General features: G+C 59.4%; 9 protein-coding genes. 6 read left to right on the top strand and 3 right to left on the bottom strand.

From position 1 onward, the window contains the following. The first annotated feature begins 305 nt into the window (after positions 1–305). Positions 306–818, top strand: coding sequence for a YceD family protein (locus tag GBM95_RS08740; protein WP_152158748.1), 513 nt, complete (start codon positions 306–308; stop codon positions 816–818). 355 nt (positions 819–1,173) lie between these two features. Here GBM95_RS08740 and GBM95_RS08745 read toward each other — a convergent pair whose 3' ends face one another. Together GBM95_RS08745 and GBM95_RS08750 are read right to left on the bottom strand one after the other, a co-directional pair. Next, positions 1,174–1,431, bottom strand: a complete 258-nt coding sequence (locus tag GBM95_RS08745; RefSeq protein ID WP_152158749.1) for a hypothetical protein — start codon at positions 1,429–1,431, stop codon at positions 1,174–1,176. Positions 1,432–1,451: 20 nt separating this feature from the next. Next, positions 1,452–2,510 (bottom strand): MFS transporter, encoded by a 1,059-nt coding sequence (locus tag GBM95_RS08750; protein ID WP_152158750.1) that lies wholly within the window; start codon positions 2,508–2,510, stop codon positions 1,452–1,454. Between the two features lie 970 nt (positions 2,511–3,480). Between GBM95_RS08750 and GBM95_RS08755 the strand changes: the two genes are divergently transcribed. The 3 genes from GBM95_RS08755 to GBM95_RS08765 all read left to right on the top strand — a co-directional run bounded on the left by GBM95_RS08755 (position 3,481) and on the right by GBM95_RS08765 (position 6,315). Next, a complete protein-coding gene (locus GBM95_RS08755; RefSeq protein ID WP_152158751.1) occupies positions 3,481–4,563 on the top strand; it encodes an ABC transporter substrate-binding protein in 1,083 nt (360 codons plus the stop codon). A 69-nt stretch (positions 4,564–4,632) separates the two neighbouring features. Further along, positions 4,633–5,463 (top strand): ABC transporter ATP-binding protein, encoded by an 831-nt coding sequence (locus tag GBM95_RS08760; RefSeq protein WP_152158752.1) that lies wholly within the window; start codon positions 4,633–4,635, stop codon positions 5,461–5,463. Positions 5,464–5,508: 45 nt separating this feature from the next. Continuing rightward, positions 5,509–6,315, top strand: coding sequence for an ABC transporter permease (locus tag GBM95_RS08765; RefSeq protein ID WP_152158753.1), 807 nt, complete (start codon positions 5,509–5,511; stop codon positions 6,313–6,315). 111 nt (positions 6,316–6,426) lie between these two features. On the opposite strand, the gene mfd is transcribed toward GBM95_RS08765, so the two are convergent. After that, positions 6,427–10,113 carry a transcription-repair coupling factor gene (gene mfd / locus GBM95_RS08770; protein ID WP_226963246.1) on the bottom strand — a complete coding sequence of 1,229 codons (3,687 nt, stop codon included), beginning with the start codon at positions 10,111–10,113 and terminating at the stop codon, positions 6,427–6,429. A gap of 228 nt (positions 10,114–10,341) precedes the next feature. Here mfd and brnQ point away from each other — a divergent pair, with 228 nt between their 5' ends. Further along, complete coding sequence (brnQ, locus tag GBM95_RS08775) at positions 10,342–11,703, top strand: branched-chain amino acid transport system II carrier protein (protein ID WP_152158754.1); 1,362 nt, start codon at positions 10,342–10,344, stop codon at positions 11,701–11,703. A 234-nt stretch (positions 11,704–11,937) separates the two neighbouring features. Next, the gene (locus tag GBM95_RS08780; protein WP_152158755.1) at positions 11,938–13,416 is read left to right on the top strand and encodes an amidohydrolase family protein; all 1,479 of its coding nucleotides are present in this window, start codon (positions 11,938–11,940) and stop codon (positions 13,414–13,416) included. Positions 13,417–13,664: the final 248 nt, after the last annotated feature.

Genomic DNA, 13,664 nt, shown 5'->3' on the forward strand with positions numbered 1-13,664 from the left:
AGGAGTGGCCTTGCGGCCGTCGAGGGTTGTGGTGGTTTTATCTTCATAACTCATTTATCAATTATAACATAACCGTAGCCGCTTGTCAACTATTTTGTGTCTATGTTAATAATGCGCAGACTCCTCGTTAAAAATCGCAAATCTTCCGGTGCCGTCGTCCCCGGGATCGGTAGACTTCGCGGGGGACTGCGAGCGGCCGCTTAAGGACGTGCTCGGATCCCCAATACCCCCGAAGAGGGTTGAGGCATTTGCGGGCGGAGGAAATCTCAGCCGCAGGAAAAACGCTCAGGATAAAAGGCAGAAAGATGACGCAGTACGTTGATATTTTCGAGCTTTGCAAAAGAGAAGAAGAGCTTGAAGGCGAGGTGCCGGTGAAGGATCTCCCGCAGCTCTGCACGTTTCTCGCGACCGATCGCGGCGTGATCAAGTTCGCTGCGTCTGGCGAGGGTGAAATCCGGGGACTTCCCGCCGCCACGCTTTCCATGGAAGGTGACGTGGACATGTTCTGCGCACGCTGCAATAAGCCCGTCACGGTGCATATTGAATCGGAAGCGGTTTTCCGTTTTGTGAAGACCGAAGCCGAAGCCAACGCCCTTCCGATCGAAGACGACGAGGAAGGCGAAGACGTTGCGGTCGGCTCGAGGCACTTCGACCTTGAGGACTGGGTGGAGGAAGAAGCCATTCTTTCGCTCCCGCGCATGGCCGTGCATGAGGACGGCTGCGAAGAGAAGCCCGTCTGGGAAGATGAGTCGGAAGCGGAGGAAGAGAAGCGCCCGAATCCGTTTGCAGTGCTCGCAGGACTTAAAACTCACGAATAAGACCAATGCGGGAAGCTTCGCTGAGGCTGCCGGGTACCACGGAACTCCTGAGGCTAAAGGTTCGGGACTTGCGCTCTCAGCGGTAATCCCGCACTTCATTCGAGCGAAAGGGAAACGCCTTCAGACGTTTCTTTTTCGCTTCCTATGCCTTTCTGCCAGAGTGATCGATTCCCTGACTGGGGATCAGTCAGGCTTACGCATAAAAGACACGGGATCGTATTTTTGCTGCGAGCGGCGGCTTCTGCAGAAGCTGCATTCCTGAAGGCACTCGCGGTATCTCACGGTATCGCCGTCCCAATCTAGGCATTCCCTCAAGCCTTGTGGTGAGAAAGGAGCGGCAGAACGCCGGGCATCTCTAAGACCTCCAGGGAACAAGCATCCCGATACCTTCACCAGCGAAGCCTGTGCTGTTGATGAAGCGACTACGAGCCGATTCGATCCGGAGAGCTTCATTGCGGATGGACTGTCTCTGAAATTTTGCAAAGACACCGGGGCGAAATGTTCCGGTCTCAATAGTCAAGCTGCCTTTTTTCGCGCGATCGAAAAGATAGGCAAAGACGAGTCCAAGTAGGGCGAGAGTGCCCGCGAGAAGGCAGATCGCTTGGTAGCTCATGCCGGCCTCCTTGAAAACGTTCATCGCCATGGGGCCGGCGAGGCAACGGAGAAGCCCGAAAACATGATCCCGTAGCTGACCGAATTGTTTTTTGCTCCGAACTCCTCTGCAGTAAATCCAGGGTAGATCCCCATGACGGCCCTGAAGGAGAGGCCGATAGCAAGAATGCCCGCAGAGAAGAGGAGATGGGCGTTCTGGTCTGAGAGCGAGAGCAGAACGGTCGCCAGAATCGTGAGAATGAGCGCGCCCGAGAGCGACGCGAGCCGTCCGAATATATCGGAAAGCGCGCCGACGAGGAGCATTCCGAAAACATTTGCCAGCGCCAGCATGGAAACCATCGCAGAGGCGGCTCCCACATCAAGCTCGGCCACGTCCTTTGCGAGACTCCAGCAGTGCGAGATGGTCATCATCCCGGGGATGGCGCCGCAGAGCATGAGCGCCGCCATGGGAGGAAAGCGCTTTGAACGAAGCATTCCTCTCCAGCCGCACTCTTCCGCTGCCGTTCGTTTGCTGGGTGCGGCAGCAGTGAATTGCTTTGCAAAACCATCGGGGCACTTTTCGAGAAGAAGGCCGCCCGCTGCAATCACGACCATAAAGACGCCGCCCAGCGTGAGGAGCGCGGCTTCAATGCCTTCCGTTTCAATAAGCGCATGCGCGACGGGAGGAAGAGTCACGGAGCTGAGGCCGTACGCCGCCGTTGCAATTACGCCCGCAAGTCCCCTGTGGTCGGGAAACAATTTGAGTGTTGTGTTGACGCTCGACCCGTAGACGAATCCGAGTCCCGGGCCGAACCCCAGTCCGTAGCCGAGGATGAGCTCAAGCGGCGTCGCGGCCCTTGCAGCCAGACAGAAGCCGATTCCCATCACAAGGCCGCCCGCGGGAATGAAGGCGCGCGGTCCGAAGCGGTCGTTGATCCAGCCGCCCAAGATCATTGGAATGGGGGCAATGCCGTTGGCGAGACTGAAGGCTGCGGCGAGGCTTCCCGCAGTGACGGCAGTGCCGGTGATGGGGGAGAGTCGTTCAGCAAGAGGCGGCGCAAAGACCGACCAGGCGTAAATCGATCCTGCACAAAGGTTGATGAGGCACGCAGCGGCAAGGAGGAGTCAGCGTTTTTTGAGGAGGTTCATGTTTTTATTCCTGCGCGTAGTGTTTGGGCGGAAATCGGGGGAAGCGTTCGATTGCATCCGGGAGCCGGACCGGAAATAGCGTTGCGGTCGATCTTCGGTACGCCTCCGGGAATGGCATGCGCTTTTTACCGCATCTTCTCCTTCGGCAGTTGTAAGGACAATCCCGCCTTTGCCGACAACGACGCCGATGCTCGTTCGCTACCGAACCTCGCGGCTTCCGGACGGCCGGATCTGCGAATCCCGCATTGAGCGGGCGGACGTGAGGTTCGTGCGCATAGCGATCTGAATGTCTTAGAGCGATATTCCGGATAAGGCGAAAGTTTGTTTTCGCAGTATTCTGAGTATTGATTTAAAAAAAACCTTAAAAAGCAAAGATAATGTGCTTCTATATTCTTGACATTGACTTGAGAAGGAAGAGAATTTTCTTCTCTTTTGCATAAAACATCCTTCGCTTAGGCAGATCTACTTAAGAAAATGGAGGTTCTGGGATGTTTTCACTATTGCCGGGAGGGGACGCAGGGTGCATTATTCACCGCACGACAAAGGAAATGAACATTCGCTTTCCATAGAACTCAAATAGATCAACTTTTTGTTTTGGAGATTTCGCAGATGCATTCAGAAGCTTCCCAAAGCACGGTTTCACGCCGGATGCATCTTGTTCTCCATGCCGGTCTCCTGCGGCTTCGACTTAGGGTGGAGGACGGCATCTGAAGCGCTTCCGGTTCTGCCGGAAAAGCAAAGAGCCTTCCTCCCAAGCCCCCGCAAAAATGCAGAGGTGCCGGATCCTCAATGAAGTCCTGAAGACTTTCGGGAAATCGACCGGGCGAAGCGAAGAACAACACCCCAATCGCCTGAAGCTCCCGGGAAGCGCGTCATCCTCTGCGGTTTTAAAGAACCCATACCTTCTTTTTGGATGACCATCATGTTTGCTCCCTCCTTCTCTTCTTCCTTCTTCTCCTCGATCTCCCGCCGCGACTTCATCGCCGCCGCCACGCTCTCCGCAGCCGGCATTTCCTCATCCACCTTCTCGCGCGGCGTCTGGGCAAAGGAACCCGAAAAGAAGTCCGTGACCATTGCCGTCGGCGGCAAGAACCTCTACTACTACCTCCCGATGGCGCTCGCCGACTGGATGGGCTTCTATAAGGAGGAGGGGCTCGACGTCAAGGTGGTCGACTTCCAGGGCGGCTCGAAGTCGCTCCAGGCCGTTGTTGGCGGCTCGGCCGACGTGGTTTCGGGCGCCTTCGAGCACACCCTCATGATGCAGACGAAGCGCCAGCGCATGACGGCCTTCGTGCTTCAGGACCGCGCTCCACAGTGCGTCTTCGTCATGAACCGCACGACGATGAAGGACGAAAAGGATCCTGCGAAGCTGAAGGGCCGCCGCATCGGTGTCTCGGCCCCGGGTTCCTCCACGCACGTGATTGCGAACTTCGTCATGCAGCGCGCGGGCGTGAAGCCCAATGAATTCTCCGTGATCGGCGTGGGCACGGGCGCAGGCGCCATTGCCGCCATGCGTGCCGGTCAGATCGATGCCTTGGTCGGCCTTGACCCCGTCATCACGCAGCTCACCGATGAAAAGGCGATCACGAACGTCACCGACACGCGCCGCGTGGATGAATCGGATGCGCTTTACGGCGGCGCGATGGTTGGCGGCTGCCTCTACGCCCCGGAAGCCTTCGTGAAGGCCAATCCGGAAACGGTTCAGCGCCTCACGAACGCGGTTATCCGCTCGCTCAAGGTGATCGAGAAGGTTTCGCCTGAAACGCTCCTGAAGTCTGTGCCGCGTCAGGCATTCATGGGGAACCCTGATCTCTACGCCCACTGCTTCGTAAACAACCGTCCCTCGATGTCGACCGACGGCCGCTTCCCCGCGGGCTGCGTTGAGGCGGCGGCGAAGGCTCTCTCCTCCGTGACGCCGGCGCTCGCGTCCTTCAAGTTCGACGCGGCCGCCTGCTTCGCCAATCAGTTTGCCGAAGCTTCGCCCATCAACGCCAGAAAGGCGTAAGGGATCCCGCAGGCACGCCAATTCCATCCATTCCGACTTTTAAAACCGCATTCAACTCAGGCATCCGTGATGTCCGCATCTACCACTTCGCAATCGGGCGATATGCCCGCCCTCGAATTCAAGAACGTTTCCTGCCGCTTCCCTGTTCCCGGAGGCATCTACACCGCGACGGAAAACGTCTCCTTCTCCATCGGCGACGGTGAATTCGTGAGCGTCGTGGGACCGACCGGGTGCGGAAAGTCGACGATCCTCAATGCCGCGGCCGGGCTTCTGAAGCCCGCCGACGGCGAGGTGCTGGTCTACGGGAAGCCACTTCAGGGACTCAACCGCCGCGCGGGATATATGTTTCAGGCCGAGAGCCTCATGCCCTGGGCGACGGCGCTCGAAAACGTCACGATGAGCCTCACCTTCCGGGGCGAGGACCCGAAGCACGCCCGCGAGCTTGGCATGAGCTGGCTCGCCCGCGTGGGACTCGAAAAGTTCCCCGACCGCTATCCCCACGAGCTTTCGGGCGGCATGAGAAAGCGCGTCGCGATGGCGCAGACCCTGATTGCGGATCCGGACATTCTCCTCATGGACGAATCCTTCTCGGCGCTCGACATTCAGACGCGCCAGCTCATGGAAGACGAGCTTCTCGCCATCTGGCAGGAAAAGAAGAAGGCCGTGCTCTTCATCACGCACGACCTCGACGAAGCGATCGCTATGTCCGACCGCGTGGTGGTCTTTTCGGCCGGTCCCGCTTCGCACCCGATCGGCGACTTCCCGATTACGCTCGAAAGACCTCGGAATGTGGCGGAAATCCGCATGACGCCCGCCTTCAACGAAAGCCATGCAGCCATCTGGAATGTGCTTCGCGATGAAGTGCTGAAGTCCTATCAGCAGCACCGCGCAGCGATCTGATTCAGGGGTTTAGGGAAACAAGTTTCTAGAGGCAGGCAAAAGAAAATGAATCATCACGCGAACGCCTTCAAAATTCGCATCTGGCAGTGGGGGCTCCTCGCCGCCATCTTCGTCTTCTGGTGGGCAATGACGAAGCCGGGACTGATCCCGCCTTTCTTCTTCTCAAACGACAGCCAGGCGGCCTTCTTCTTCGGCGAGCCCTATGAGATCTTCATGCGGATCAAGGACTGGTTTGTCGGTGGCGAAATCTACCGTCATCTCGCGGTGACGCTCTACGAAACCGTGATGGCATTCGCAATCGGCACCGTGGCGGGTCTCGCCACCGGCCTCTGGCTCGCGCTCTCGCCCATGGCGGCCGCTGTGGCGGATCCCTTCATCAAGGGCTTGAATTCCATGCCCCGCGTGATTCTTGCTCCGATCTTTGCAGTTTGGTTCGGTCTCGGGCCCGCGTCGAAGATTGCCTTGGGCTTCACGCTCGTCTTCTTCATCGTCTTCTTCAACGTCTACCAGGGCGTTCGCGAGGTGAACCCGACGGTTCTCAATTCCGCAAGGATGCTGGGCGCGAACGCGAAGCAGCTCTTGAAGCACGTTTATCTCCCGTCAGCCATGAGCTGGGTCTTCTCGAGCCTTCATACGTCGGTCGGCATGGCGTTCGTCGCCGCTGTGATCGGCGAATACCTGGGGTCGGCCGAAGGCGTGGGCTACCTGATTCTGCAGGCAGAAACCACCTTCGACATGAATACGGTGATGGCAGGCATTCTGGTGCTGACCGCCTGCGCGCTCATCCTCGATCGCATCGTCACGGTCTGCGAAAAGCGCCTGATGCGCTGGCAGCCTGAGCTCGGCCGCTGATAACGCGCTCCATTGAAGGCACTAAAAGCAAGGCTCTGAGCTTCTCCCGGGAGGAGAAGAATTCAGAGCCTTTTTCGTTTTGTCCTTTCGCGTTTGCCGGAAGACTTTGCCTTATCCGCGCCGCGGTCCGATCGCCCGGACGGCGTGGCCGCCGCGCGACCCTCTCCCGTGCGTAGCCTTCACCACATTCGCCGTGGTCTGAGCGGGCTTCTGGGGCAATGCCTTCTGAGGAGACTTCTTTGCAGCGGAAGAAGAGGCTGAAGAGGCGGCCTTGGATGAGACCCCGGATGAAGGCGCATTTCCGCCCGGGCTGCTCTCGTCGCTGCTGCCGCTCCCAGGTCCCTGAGGCGAAAGTCTGGCGAGCGTTTCATAGACGATCGCGAGGCGCTTTTCCGGATCTTCGCTCGAACCCTTGAGCTTAAGCTTCTCGGGCCCCAGCATCTGCGCATCCGTTCTCGACTGCAGGAACTTGATGAGCGCGAGCGGATCGAGATTGGGCTTCTGCGTGAAGATGATGATGATTCCTGCGGCCGCAGCGTCGATTCTGCGGATGCCGATTGCTTCGCAGCGAAGCCTCAGGCGATGGATGTCGATCAGCCTTCTTGCCGGGTCGGGGAGCTTCCCGTAGCAGTCGACCAAAGCCTCGGTCGACTTTTCGAGCGCGTAGCGGTCCTCGGCGGAGGCAAACGCCTTGTAGTAGGCAAGGCGCTGCGAGACGTCGGACACGTAGGAAGAGGGCAGGAGCGCAGGCGCATGGAGATTGATGTCGGTCGAGAGCGAAAGGGGCCCGTCGACCGACGGGCTTTCGCCGCGCTTCAGGGCCTTGACTGCCTGCATGAGCATGCGGTTGTAAAGGTCGTAGCCGACTTCGGCAATTTCGCCGCTCTGGTGTTCGCCCAAAACTTCGCCCGCGCCGCGGATTTCGAGGTCGTGCATGGCGAGGTAGAAGCCTGAGCCCAGATCCTCCAACGCCTGAATGGCGTCAAGGCGCTTCTGCGCATCCTTCGTGAACGCTCCGTCGGGGGGCGTGAGCAGATAGGCGTACGCCTGATGGTGCGAACGCCCGACGCGGCCTCTCAACTGATGGAGCTGCGCGAGGCCGAACTTGTCCGCGCGCTCGATGATGATCGTGTTGGCGGAAGGAACGTCGATGCCCGTTTCGATAATGGTGGAGCAAAGCAGAAGGTTGAAGCGCTGCTGATAGAACTCGCGCATCACGCGCTCGAGCTCGCGCTCATGCATTTGGCCGTGGGCGACCGCAATGCGTGCTTCGGGGACGAGCTTTTCGAGCCGAAGCCGGGCGTTCTCCATGGTTTCGACTTCGTTGTGAAGGAAGTAGACCTGACCGCCGCGCTTGAGTTCTCTTAGGATCGCCTCGCGGATCGTTCCGTCCTGGTCGCTCTGCACGAAGGTTTTGACGGAAAGACGCCGCTCCGGTGCTGTCGCAATGACGGAGAAATCGCGGATCCCTTCGAGGCTCATGGAGAGCGTGCGGGGAATCGGAGTGGCCGTGAGCGTGAGCACGTCGACTTCGGCGCGGATTTTCCGCAGAAGCTCCTTCTGCCTGACGCCGAAGCGATGCTCCTCGTCGATGATGACGAGCCCGAGGTTCTTGAAGTTCACCTTGTCGGAAAGGAGCTTGTGCGTGCCGATCACGATGTCGACCGTGCCGTCGGCGAGGCCTTCGAGTGCTTTGGTTGTTTCCTTACCCGTACGGAAGCGCGAGAGCTCGGCAATCGTCACGGGCCACGCGCGGAAGCGGTCGCGGAAGGTGGCGGCATGCTGCTCCGCCAGAAGCGTCGTCGGGCAGAGGACCGCAACCTGGCGGCCCGCCATCGCGGCGATGAATGCGGCGCGAAGCGCAACTTCAGTTTTCCCGAACCCGACGTCGCCGCAGACCAGGCGGTCCATGGGCTTCCCTGACGTCATGTCGCTCACGACCGCCTCAATGGCGCTCGCCTGATCGGGCGTTTCGTCGAAAGCGAAGCCTTCCCGGAAGGCCTGATAGTCGTTGGGATCGAGCTTGAACTTGAGCCCTTCGCGGGTTTTTCTCAAGGCGTAAAGATTGAGGAGTTCGGCCGCGGTGTCGCGCACCTCTTCGGCGGCCTTTCGCTTCGCCTTCTCCCAGTCCCCGCGGCCGAGCTGGTGGAGCGGCGCATGATCGGGGTCTGCACCCGCATAACGGGAGATGAGCTGCAGATTCGTGATCGGAACAAAGAGCTTCGCTTCGTTCTTGTATTCGATCTCGAGGAACTCGGCTTCGCCTTCCCCCGTTTCCATGCGGACGAGCCCGCGGTAGCGACCGATGCCGTGGTCGGCATGAACGACGGCGTCGCCGGGCTTCAGTTCCGCGACGTCGCGCACCATCATTTCGAGCGTCGTCGCGTGCTTCACGCGCCTCAGGCGCTGCCGGCGGGGGCTTGCGGCATAGAGCTCTGTTTCCGTGAGGATGACGAGCTTCTCTTTTTCAAAGACCGCGCCGGAATAAAGCGGCGTCGCGGCAATGTTCACCTTGTCGTCGGCCGCAAGGAAGTCTCCCCACGAGTCGACGGGTGAAAATTTGAGGCCGCCCGAGCGGAAAAGCTCCGACATCGTTTCCTCGCGTCCCGGAGACGACGCGGAAATGAGCGTTCTCCAGCCCTTCATGCCGAATTCCTGCGTGCGGTGGAGGAGCTTTTCAACCGGGTTCTGGCTCTTCCTGTCGACCTCAACGCCCGTGAGGAGCTCGAGGTCTTCCGTACTGTTGCGCTTTTCGACCGTGAAGCGCGCGAACTTGTTGAGGGACTTGAAGAATTCCTCGGGCTTCTGCCAGAGCATTTCAGGCGGGAGCGCCGGACGGAGGATGTCGGTCAGAAGGACCTTGGCGCGCGACGTCATGTCGCGCCAGAAGGCCTGGAGCGCCTTTTCGGCGTCGCCCACGAGAAAGACGCGGGTCGTTTCCGACAGGTAGTCGGCGAGGATGGAGGTCGATTCAAAGAAGAGCGGCAGATAGTATTCAATGCCGGGCGAGAGAATGCCTTTTTCGATGTCGGTGTAGACCAAGCTCTTTCTCGGGTCGCTCGCAAACTGCGTGCGCCAGCGCTGGCGGAAGGCAAGGAGCGAATCCGGATCCACCGGGAATTCATGCCCGGGGAGGAGCCGGATTTCCTTTGTTTCCTCCATCGAGCGCTGGGTCTCTACGTCGAACCATCGGATCGATTCGATTTCGTCGTCGAAGAAGTCGAGTCGGAAGGGGCGTTCGGACCCCATCGGAAAGACGTCGACGATGCTCCCGCGAACGGCAAATTCGCCGGCCGCAAGAACCTGCTTCACGGAGGCGTAGCCCGCGAGCGCGAGGCGCTCCTTGATCGCGCCGATCGAGATCCGCTCGCCCTCGTGAAAGAAGAAGGTGCTCGCACCAATGTAGGAGACCGGAGCCATTCGCTGCGACGCCGTGATCGCTGAGGCGAGAAGCACGTCCGCGCCCCCGGTGGGAGCCGTCAGGCGGTAGAGCGTTTCAAGACGCTCGGAAACGAGATCTTCCTGGGGCGAGAGCACGTCGTAGGGGAGCGTCTCCCAGTCGGGGAGCGGCCGAACATTCAGTTCCGGCTCAAACCAGGGGAGTTCGGAAGAGAGCCTCGGCACATCCGCCGGATCCGCGCAGACGACGAGCACGCGCATGCCCTTCGCCTTCATCTCAAGCGCGGCGCGGGCAATCGCCGCGGCGTCGCTCGTCTGAGCGGAGATTTCGAGCCTGCGGCGAACGCCGGGTTCGACGGCGGCAAGGTTTTCCTTGAAGAGGATGGGCGTGTCGGTCATGGCATGACGTAGAGAAGGAGAAGTACAAACGCCGAAGCCCGCCCGGCGTGATGCTGCGCAGGGCGGTCCATAAAGAAGCGCTGATTTTGCGGACATTCTGCCACAAAGGAGAGCCGCAAAAGCCTTCGCTTGCCGCACGATCAGAGCCTCAGGACGGACATGGCCGCGAGGCGCAGAGACGTGTTAGCCTTTCGGGCTTTCTTATCTTTACCCCGGATTTCTTGACTCATGACCTCTCTGCCGCTTGGGAAACGCCTTCTCGTCGGATTCACGCTCTTCGCCATGTTCTTCGGAGCAGGGAACCTCATCTTTCCGCCCTGGCTCGGCGCTCAGGCCGGCGTCGACACGCTTCCTGCGCTTGCAGGCTTTCTCGTCACCGCAGTAGGCTTTCCGATTCTCGGCGTGATGGCGGTGGCGGAGTCGGGCGGTTTGAAGTCGCTCGCGGGCCGCGTGCATCCGGCCTTCGCCTTCGTCTTCATGCTCCTCATCTACCTTTCGATCGGCCCCTGCCTCGCGATTCCCAGAACAGCGAGCACGTCCTTTGAAATGGTGGTGCGCCCGGTTCTCGAAAACTTCGGACTTCTCGAAGCTCAAATGGGCGGCTGGTCGCTTCTCGGCACATCGCAGTTTGCCTATTCGGTGGTTTTCTTCCTTCTTGCCTTCGCGGTGGCGCTGAACCCTGAGAAGCTTACGCAGCGTCTCGGGCGCTTTCTCTGCCCCGCGCTCATTACGCTCATAGCCATTCTCTGGATCGGCGTGATGGCGACGCCGATCGGCGAGCCTGGGATCGCAAAAGCGGGCTACGCCGCGAACGCCTTCTTCACAGGCTTCATCGACGGCTACCAGACGATGGATACGCTCGCAGCCCTCAATTTCGGCCTCATCATCGCGATGAACATTCGCGCCTTCGGCATCCGATCGGAAAGCGCCGTCGTGAAGGAAACGGTCTTTGCTGGCATCGTGGCCGCGGTCATCTTCTTCTGCGTCTACGGTGCGCTCTCTCAGGTCGGCATGGAAGCGGGGAGCATCTCGAACAGTTTTGAGAACGGCGCGCAGATTCTTACGGCGGCTGCCGGCACGCTCTTCGGACCGTTGGGCAAAGTGCTTCTCGGATTCGTCTTCTTCATTGCCTGCTTCAATACGTGCGTGGGCCTTATTGCCTGCTGCTCGGACTATTTCAGCTCGCTCATGCCGAAGCTCGGCTACCGCGGCTGGGCGGCGCTCTTTGCTTTCGTGAGCATGATCGTGAGCAATGCGGGCCTTACGCTCATTCTCAAGTTCTCGATTCCGGTGCTCGTCGCCATCTATCCGATCGCGATCGTTCTGATCGTGCTTGCGCTTATCACGCTCGTCTGGCGGCGGCTCCCCGAACACCGCTGGGTCTATCCGATGACGATTCTCTTCACGGGCGTTGTCGCGATCACGCAGGGTCTGGAAGCCTTTGGGCTGACGGTTCCCATGCTCTCCAATGTCTGCAGGGATCTGCCCTGGGCTGCTGAGGGGCTCCAGTGGGTAAGCCCGGCGATCGGAGGCTTCTTCGTTGGGCTCTTCTCCTCCTGGAAGATTCCGCACTGCTGCGATCCAAGCTGATGGCTTTGATGTCCCGGGGAATCATGACGATTTGATTCCCGGAGACAGAAGCGGGGAATTTCTTTGCGGGCATTCGTTTTCGGACGGGTGCCCGTTTTTCCTGGGGATCTCGACGCTAAAGGACAGGTTCTGTCGCCGGAAGCTATAGGCACGCCGAGAGCCTCTTCCTACACTCGGGCAAAGAGGCGGCATGGGCTTCAGATGCCGCTTTTGATCCCCTAAAAGGAGAGCGGCATGACCGGGCGAAGGATTCTGATTCATGGCTACGTCGTCACGATGAATGGCGACTACGAATGCATCGAAGACGGTGCGGTGCTGATTGAAAAGGACCGCATCGCGGCGGTCGGGAAGACCGAAGCGCTTCTTCAGCAGATCGCCGGTCAGGATGTCGAGCGCATCGACATGACGGGAAAGATGGTTCTCCCGGGCCTCATCGACGCCCATACGCATGCCGGGCACTGCCTCAACCGGACGCTCGGTCTCGACTCCCGAACGCGCTGGATGGAGTACCTGACGAAGCTCTATCACCACTGCACAACGCCCGCCTACTGGCATGCCGAAGGGCGGCTTGCGACGCTTGAGCGCCTGAAGGCCGGGATCACCTGCGGCGTGTCGGTGATTTCAAATGCCGCCCGGTGCGACGATCCCCGAATAATTGCGGAGCATGTCCGCGGGCACGCCGAAGTCGGCACGCGCGAAAATCCGGCGATCGGTCCCTCGAATCCGCCGTACCCCAGGGCTTTTGCTCAGGAAGAGAACGGCCGCCTCGTCGAGAAGCAATTCACATTCGACGAACTCATGGCCAAGGCCGAAGAGGCGATTGAGCTTGTGAATGGAAGCTACGGCGGCCTCATCGGTGCGTTTGCCGCACCCTTCGTGATGGTGAGTTCCATCGAAGGCTCGAAAGCGACGCCCGCAGATCTTGCCTGCTGCCTGACGGAAGCCGATCGTCATATGATGAAGTCGATCCGCGAGGTAGCGCGCCGCCAGAAAGTGAGGATTCATACGGAAGCCTTCGGCGGCATGATTCGCCTCGCCGCCCAAGCCGACGACCCGCTCCTCGGGCCTGACGTGCATGTGCAGCACTGCAAGGGGATATCGTTTCATGAAGCGATGATTCTCGCCGAGACCAAAACGAACGTCACGACGACGCCTTCCTGGAATCAGATCCCGATGCGCTGCCCGGTGCCGGAGCTGATTGAGCTCGGCGCAAATGTCGCCGTTACGACCGACGGCACGGCTCCGGCCATGCCGTTCGATCTTTTCCGTGCGGCGCGCGACACCGCGCTACTCCAGCAGTCGGTCGCGAACGATCCCTTCCTTCTCCCTGCCGGAAAGCTTCTCTCCATGATCACTATCGATGCCGCCCGGGCGATCGGGCGCGAACATGATCTGGGATCTCTTGAAGCAGGGAAGCTTGCTGACATCACGACGATCAAAATGACGTCGCCCCACCTGATGCCGCGCCTCATGCCGATCCATCAGCTCATGCTTTTCGGAAACGCCGGCGACGTTGCGGATGTTTTCGTAGCAGGCAGGGCCCTTATGCGCGATCGAAAAGTGCTGAGCGTCGCGGAAGCAGATGTCTTCGATTGCGCCGAAGCTGCGAGTCGTGAAGCAATTCATCGGGCGGGATATGAGCGGCTGCTCAAGCCAAGTACCAATTTCTGGACGGGCGCGCAGAGCAATCTCGAGGCGCTTCGGGAGCCTTGAAGAGCAATAAGTTCAGCGAGCCGACAATTGAACTTTCCGCAGAAAGCGATGCCGTAAGCGCAGAACTTCCGGCATTGCCTCCTGCGGGGATACTCGCGCAGTCCCCGGTGCAATCTGTTTTATTAACATAGGCACAAAATAGTTGACAAGCGGCTACGGTTATGTTATAATTGATAAATGAGATATGAAGATAAAACACCACAACCCTCGACGGCCGCAAGGCCACTCCTGAAGCCCAGCTCGAGCTT

Source organism: Sutterella seckii (genome assembly GCF_009183815.1).
Taxonomy (GTDB): domain Bacteria; phylum Pseudomonadota; class Gammaproteobacteria; order Burkholderiales; family Burkholderiaceae_F; genus Sutterella; species Sutterella seckii.

Coding starts and splice junctions, on each gene's coding strand:
- GBM95_RS08740 (WP_152158748.1), top strand. CDS start 306: ATGACGCAGTACGTTGATATTTTCGAGCTTTGCAAAAGAGAAGAAGAG.
- GBM95_RS08745 (WP_152158749.1), bottom strand. CDS start 1,431: ATGAGCTACCAAGCGATCTGCCTTCTCGCGGGCACTCTCGCCCTACTT.
- GBM95_RS08755 (WP_152158751.1), top strand. CDS start 3,481: ATGTTTGCTCCCTCCTTCTCTTCTTCCTTCTTCTCCTCGATCTCCCGC.
- GBM95_RS08760 (WP_152158752.1), top strand. CDS start 4,633: ATGTCCGCATCTACCACTTCGCAATCGGGCGATATGCCCGCCCTCGAA.
- GBM95_RS08765 (WP_152158753.1), top strand. CDS start 5,509: ATGAATCATCACGCGAACGCCTTCAAAATTCGCATCTGGCAGTGGGGG.
- mfd (WP_226963246.1), bottom strand. CDS start 10,113: ATGACCGACACGCCCATCCTCTTCAAGGAAAACCTTGCCGCCGTCGAA.
- brnQ (WP_152158754.1), top strand. CDS start 10,342: ATGACCTCTCTGCCGCTTGGGAAACGCCTTCTCGTCGGATTCACGCTC.
- GBM95_RS08780 (WP_152158755.1), top strand. CDS start 11,938: ATGACCGGGCGAAGGATTCTGATTCATGGCTACGTCGTCACGATGAAT.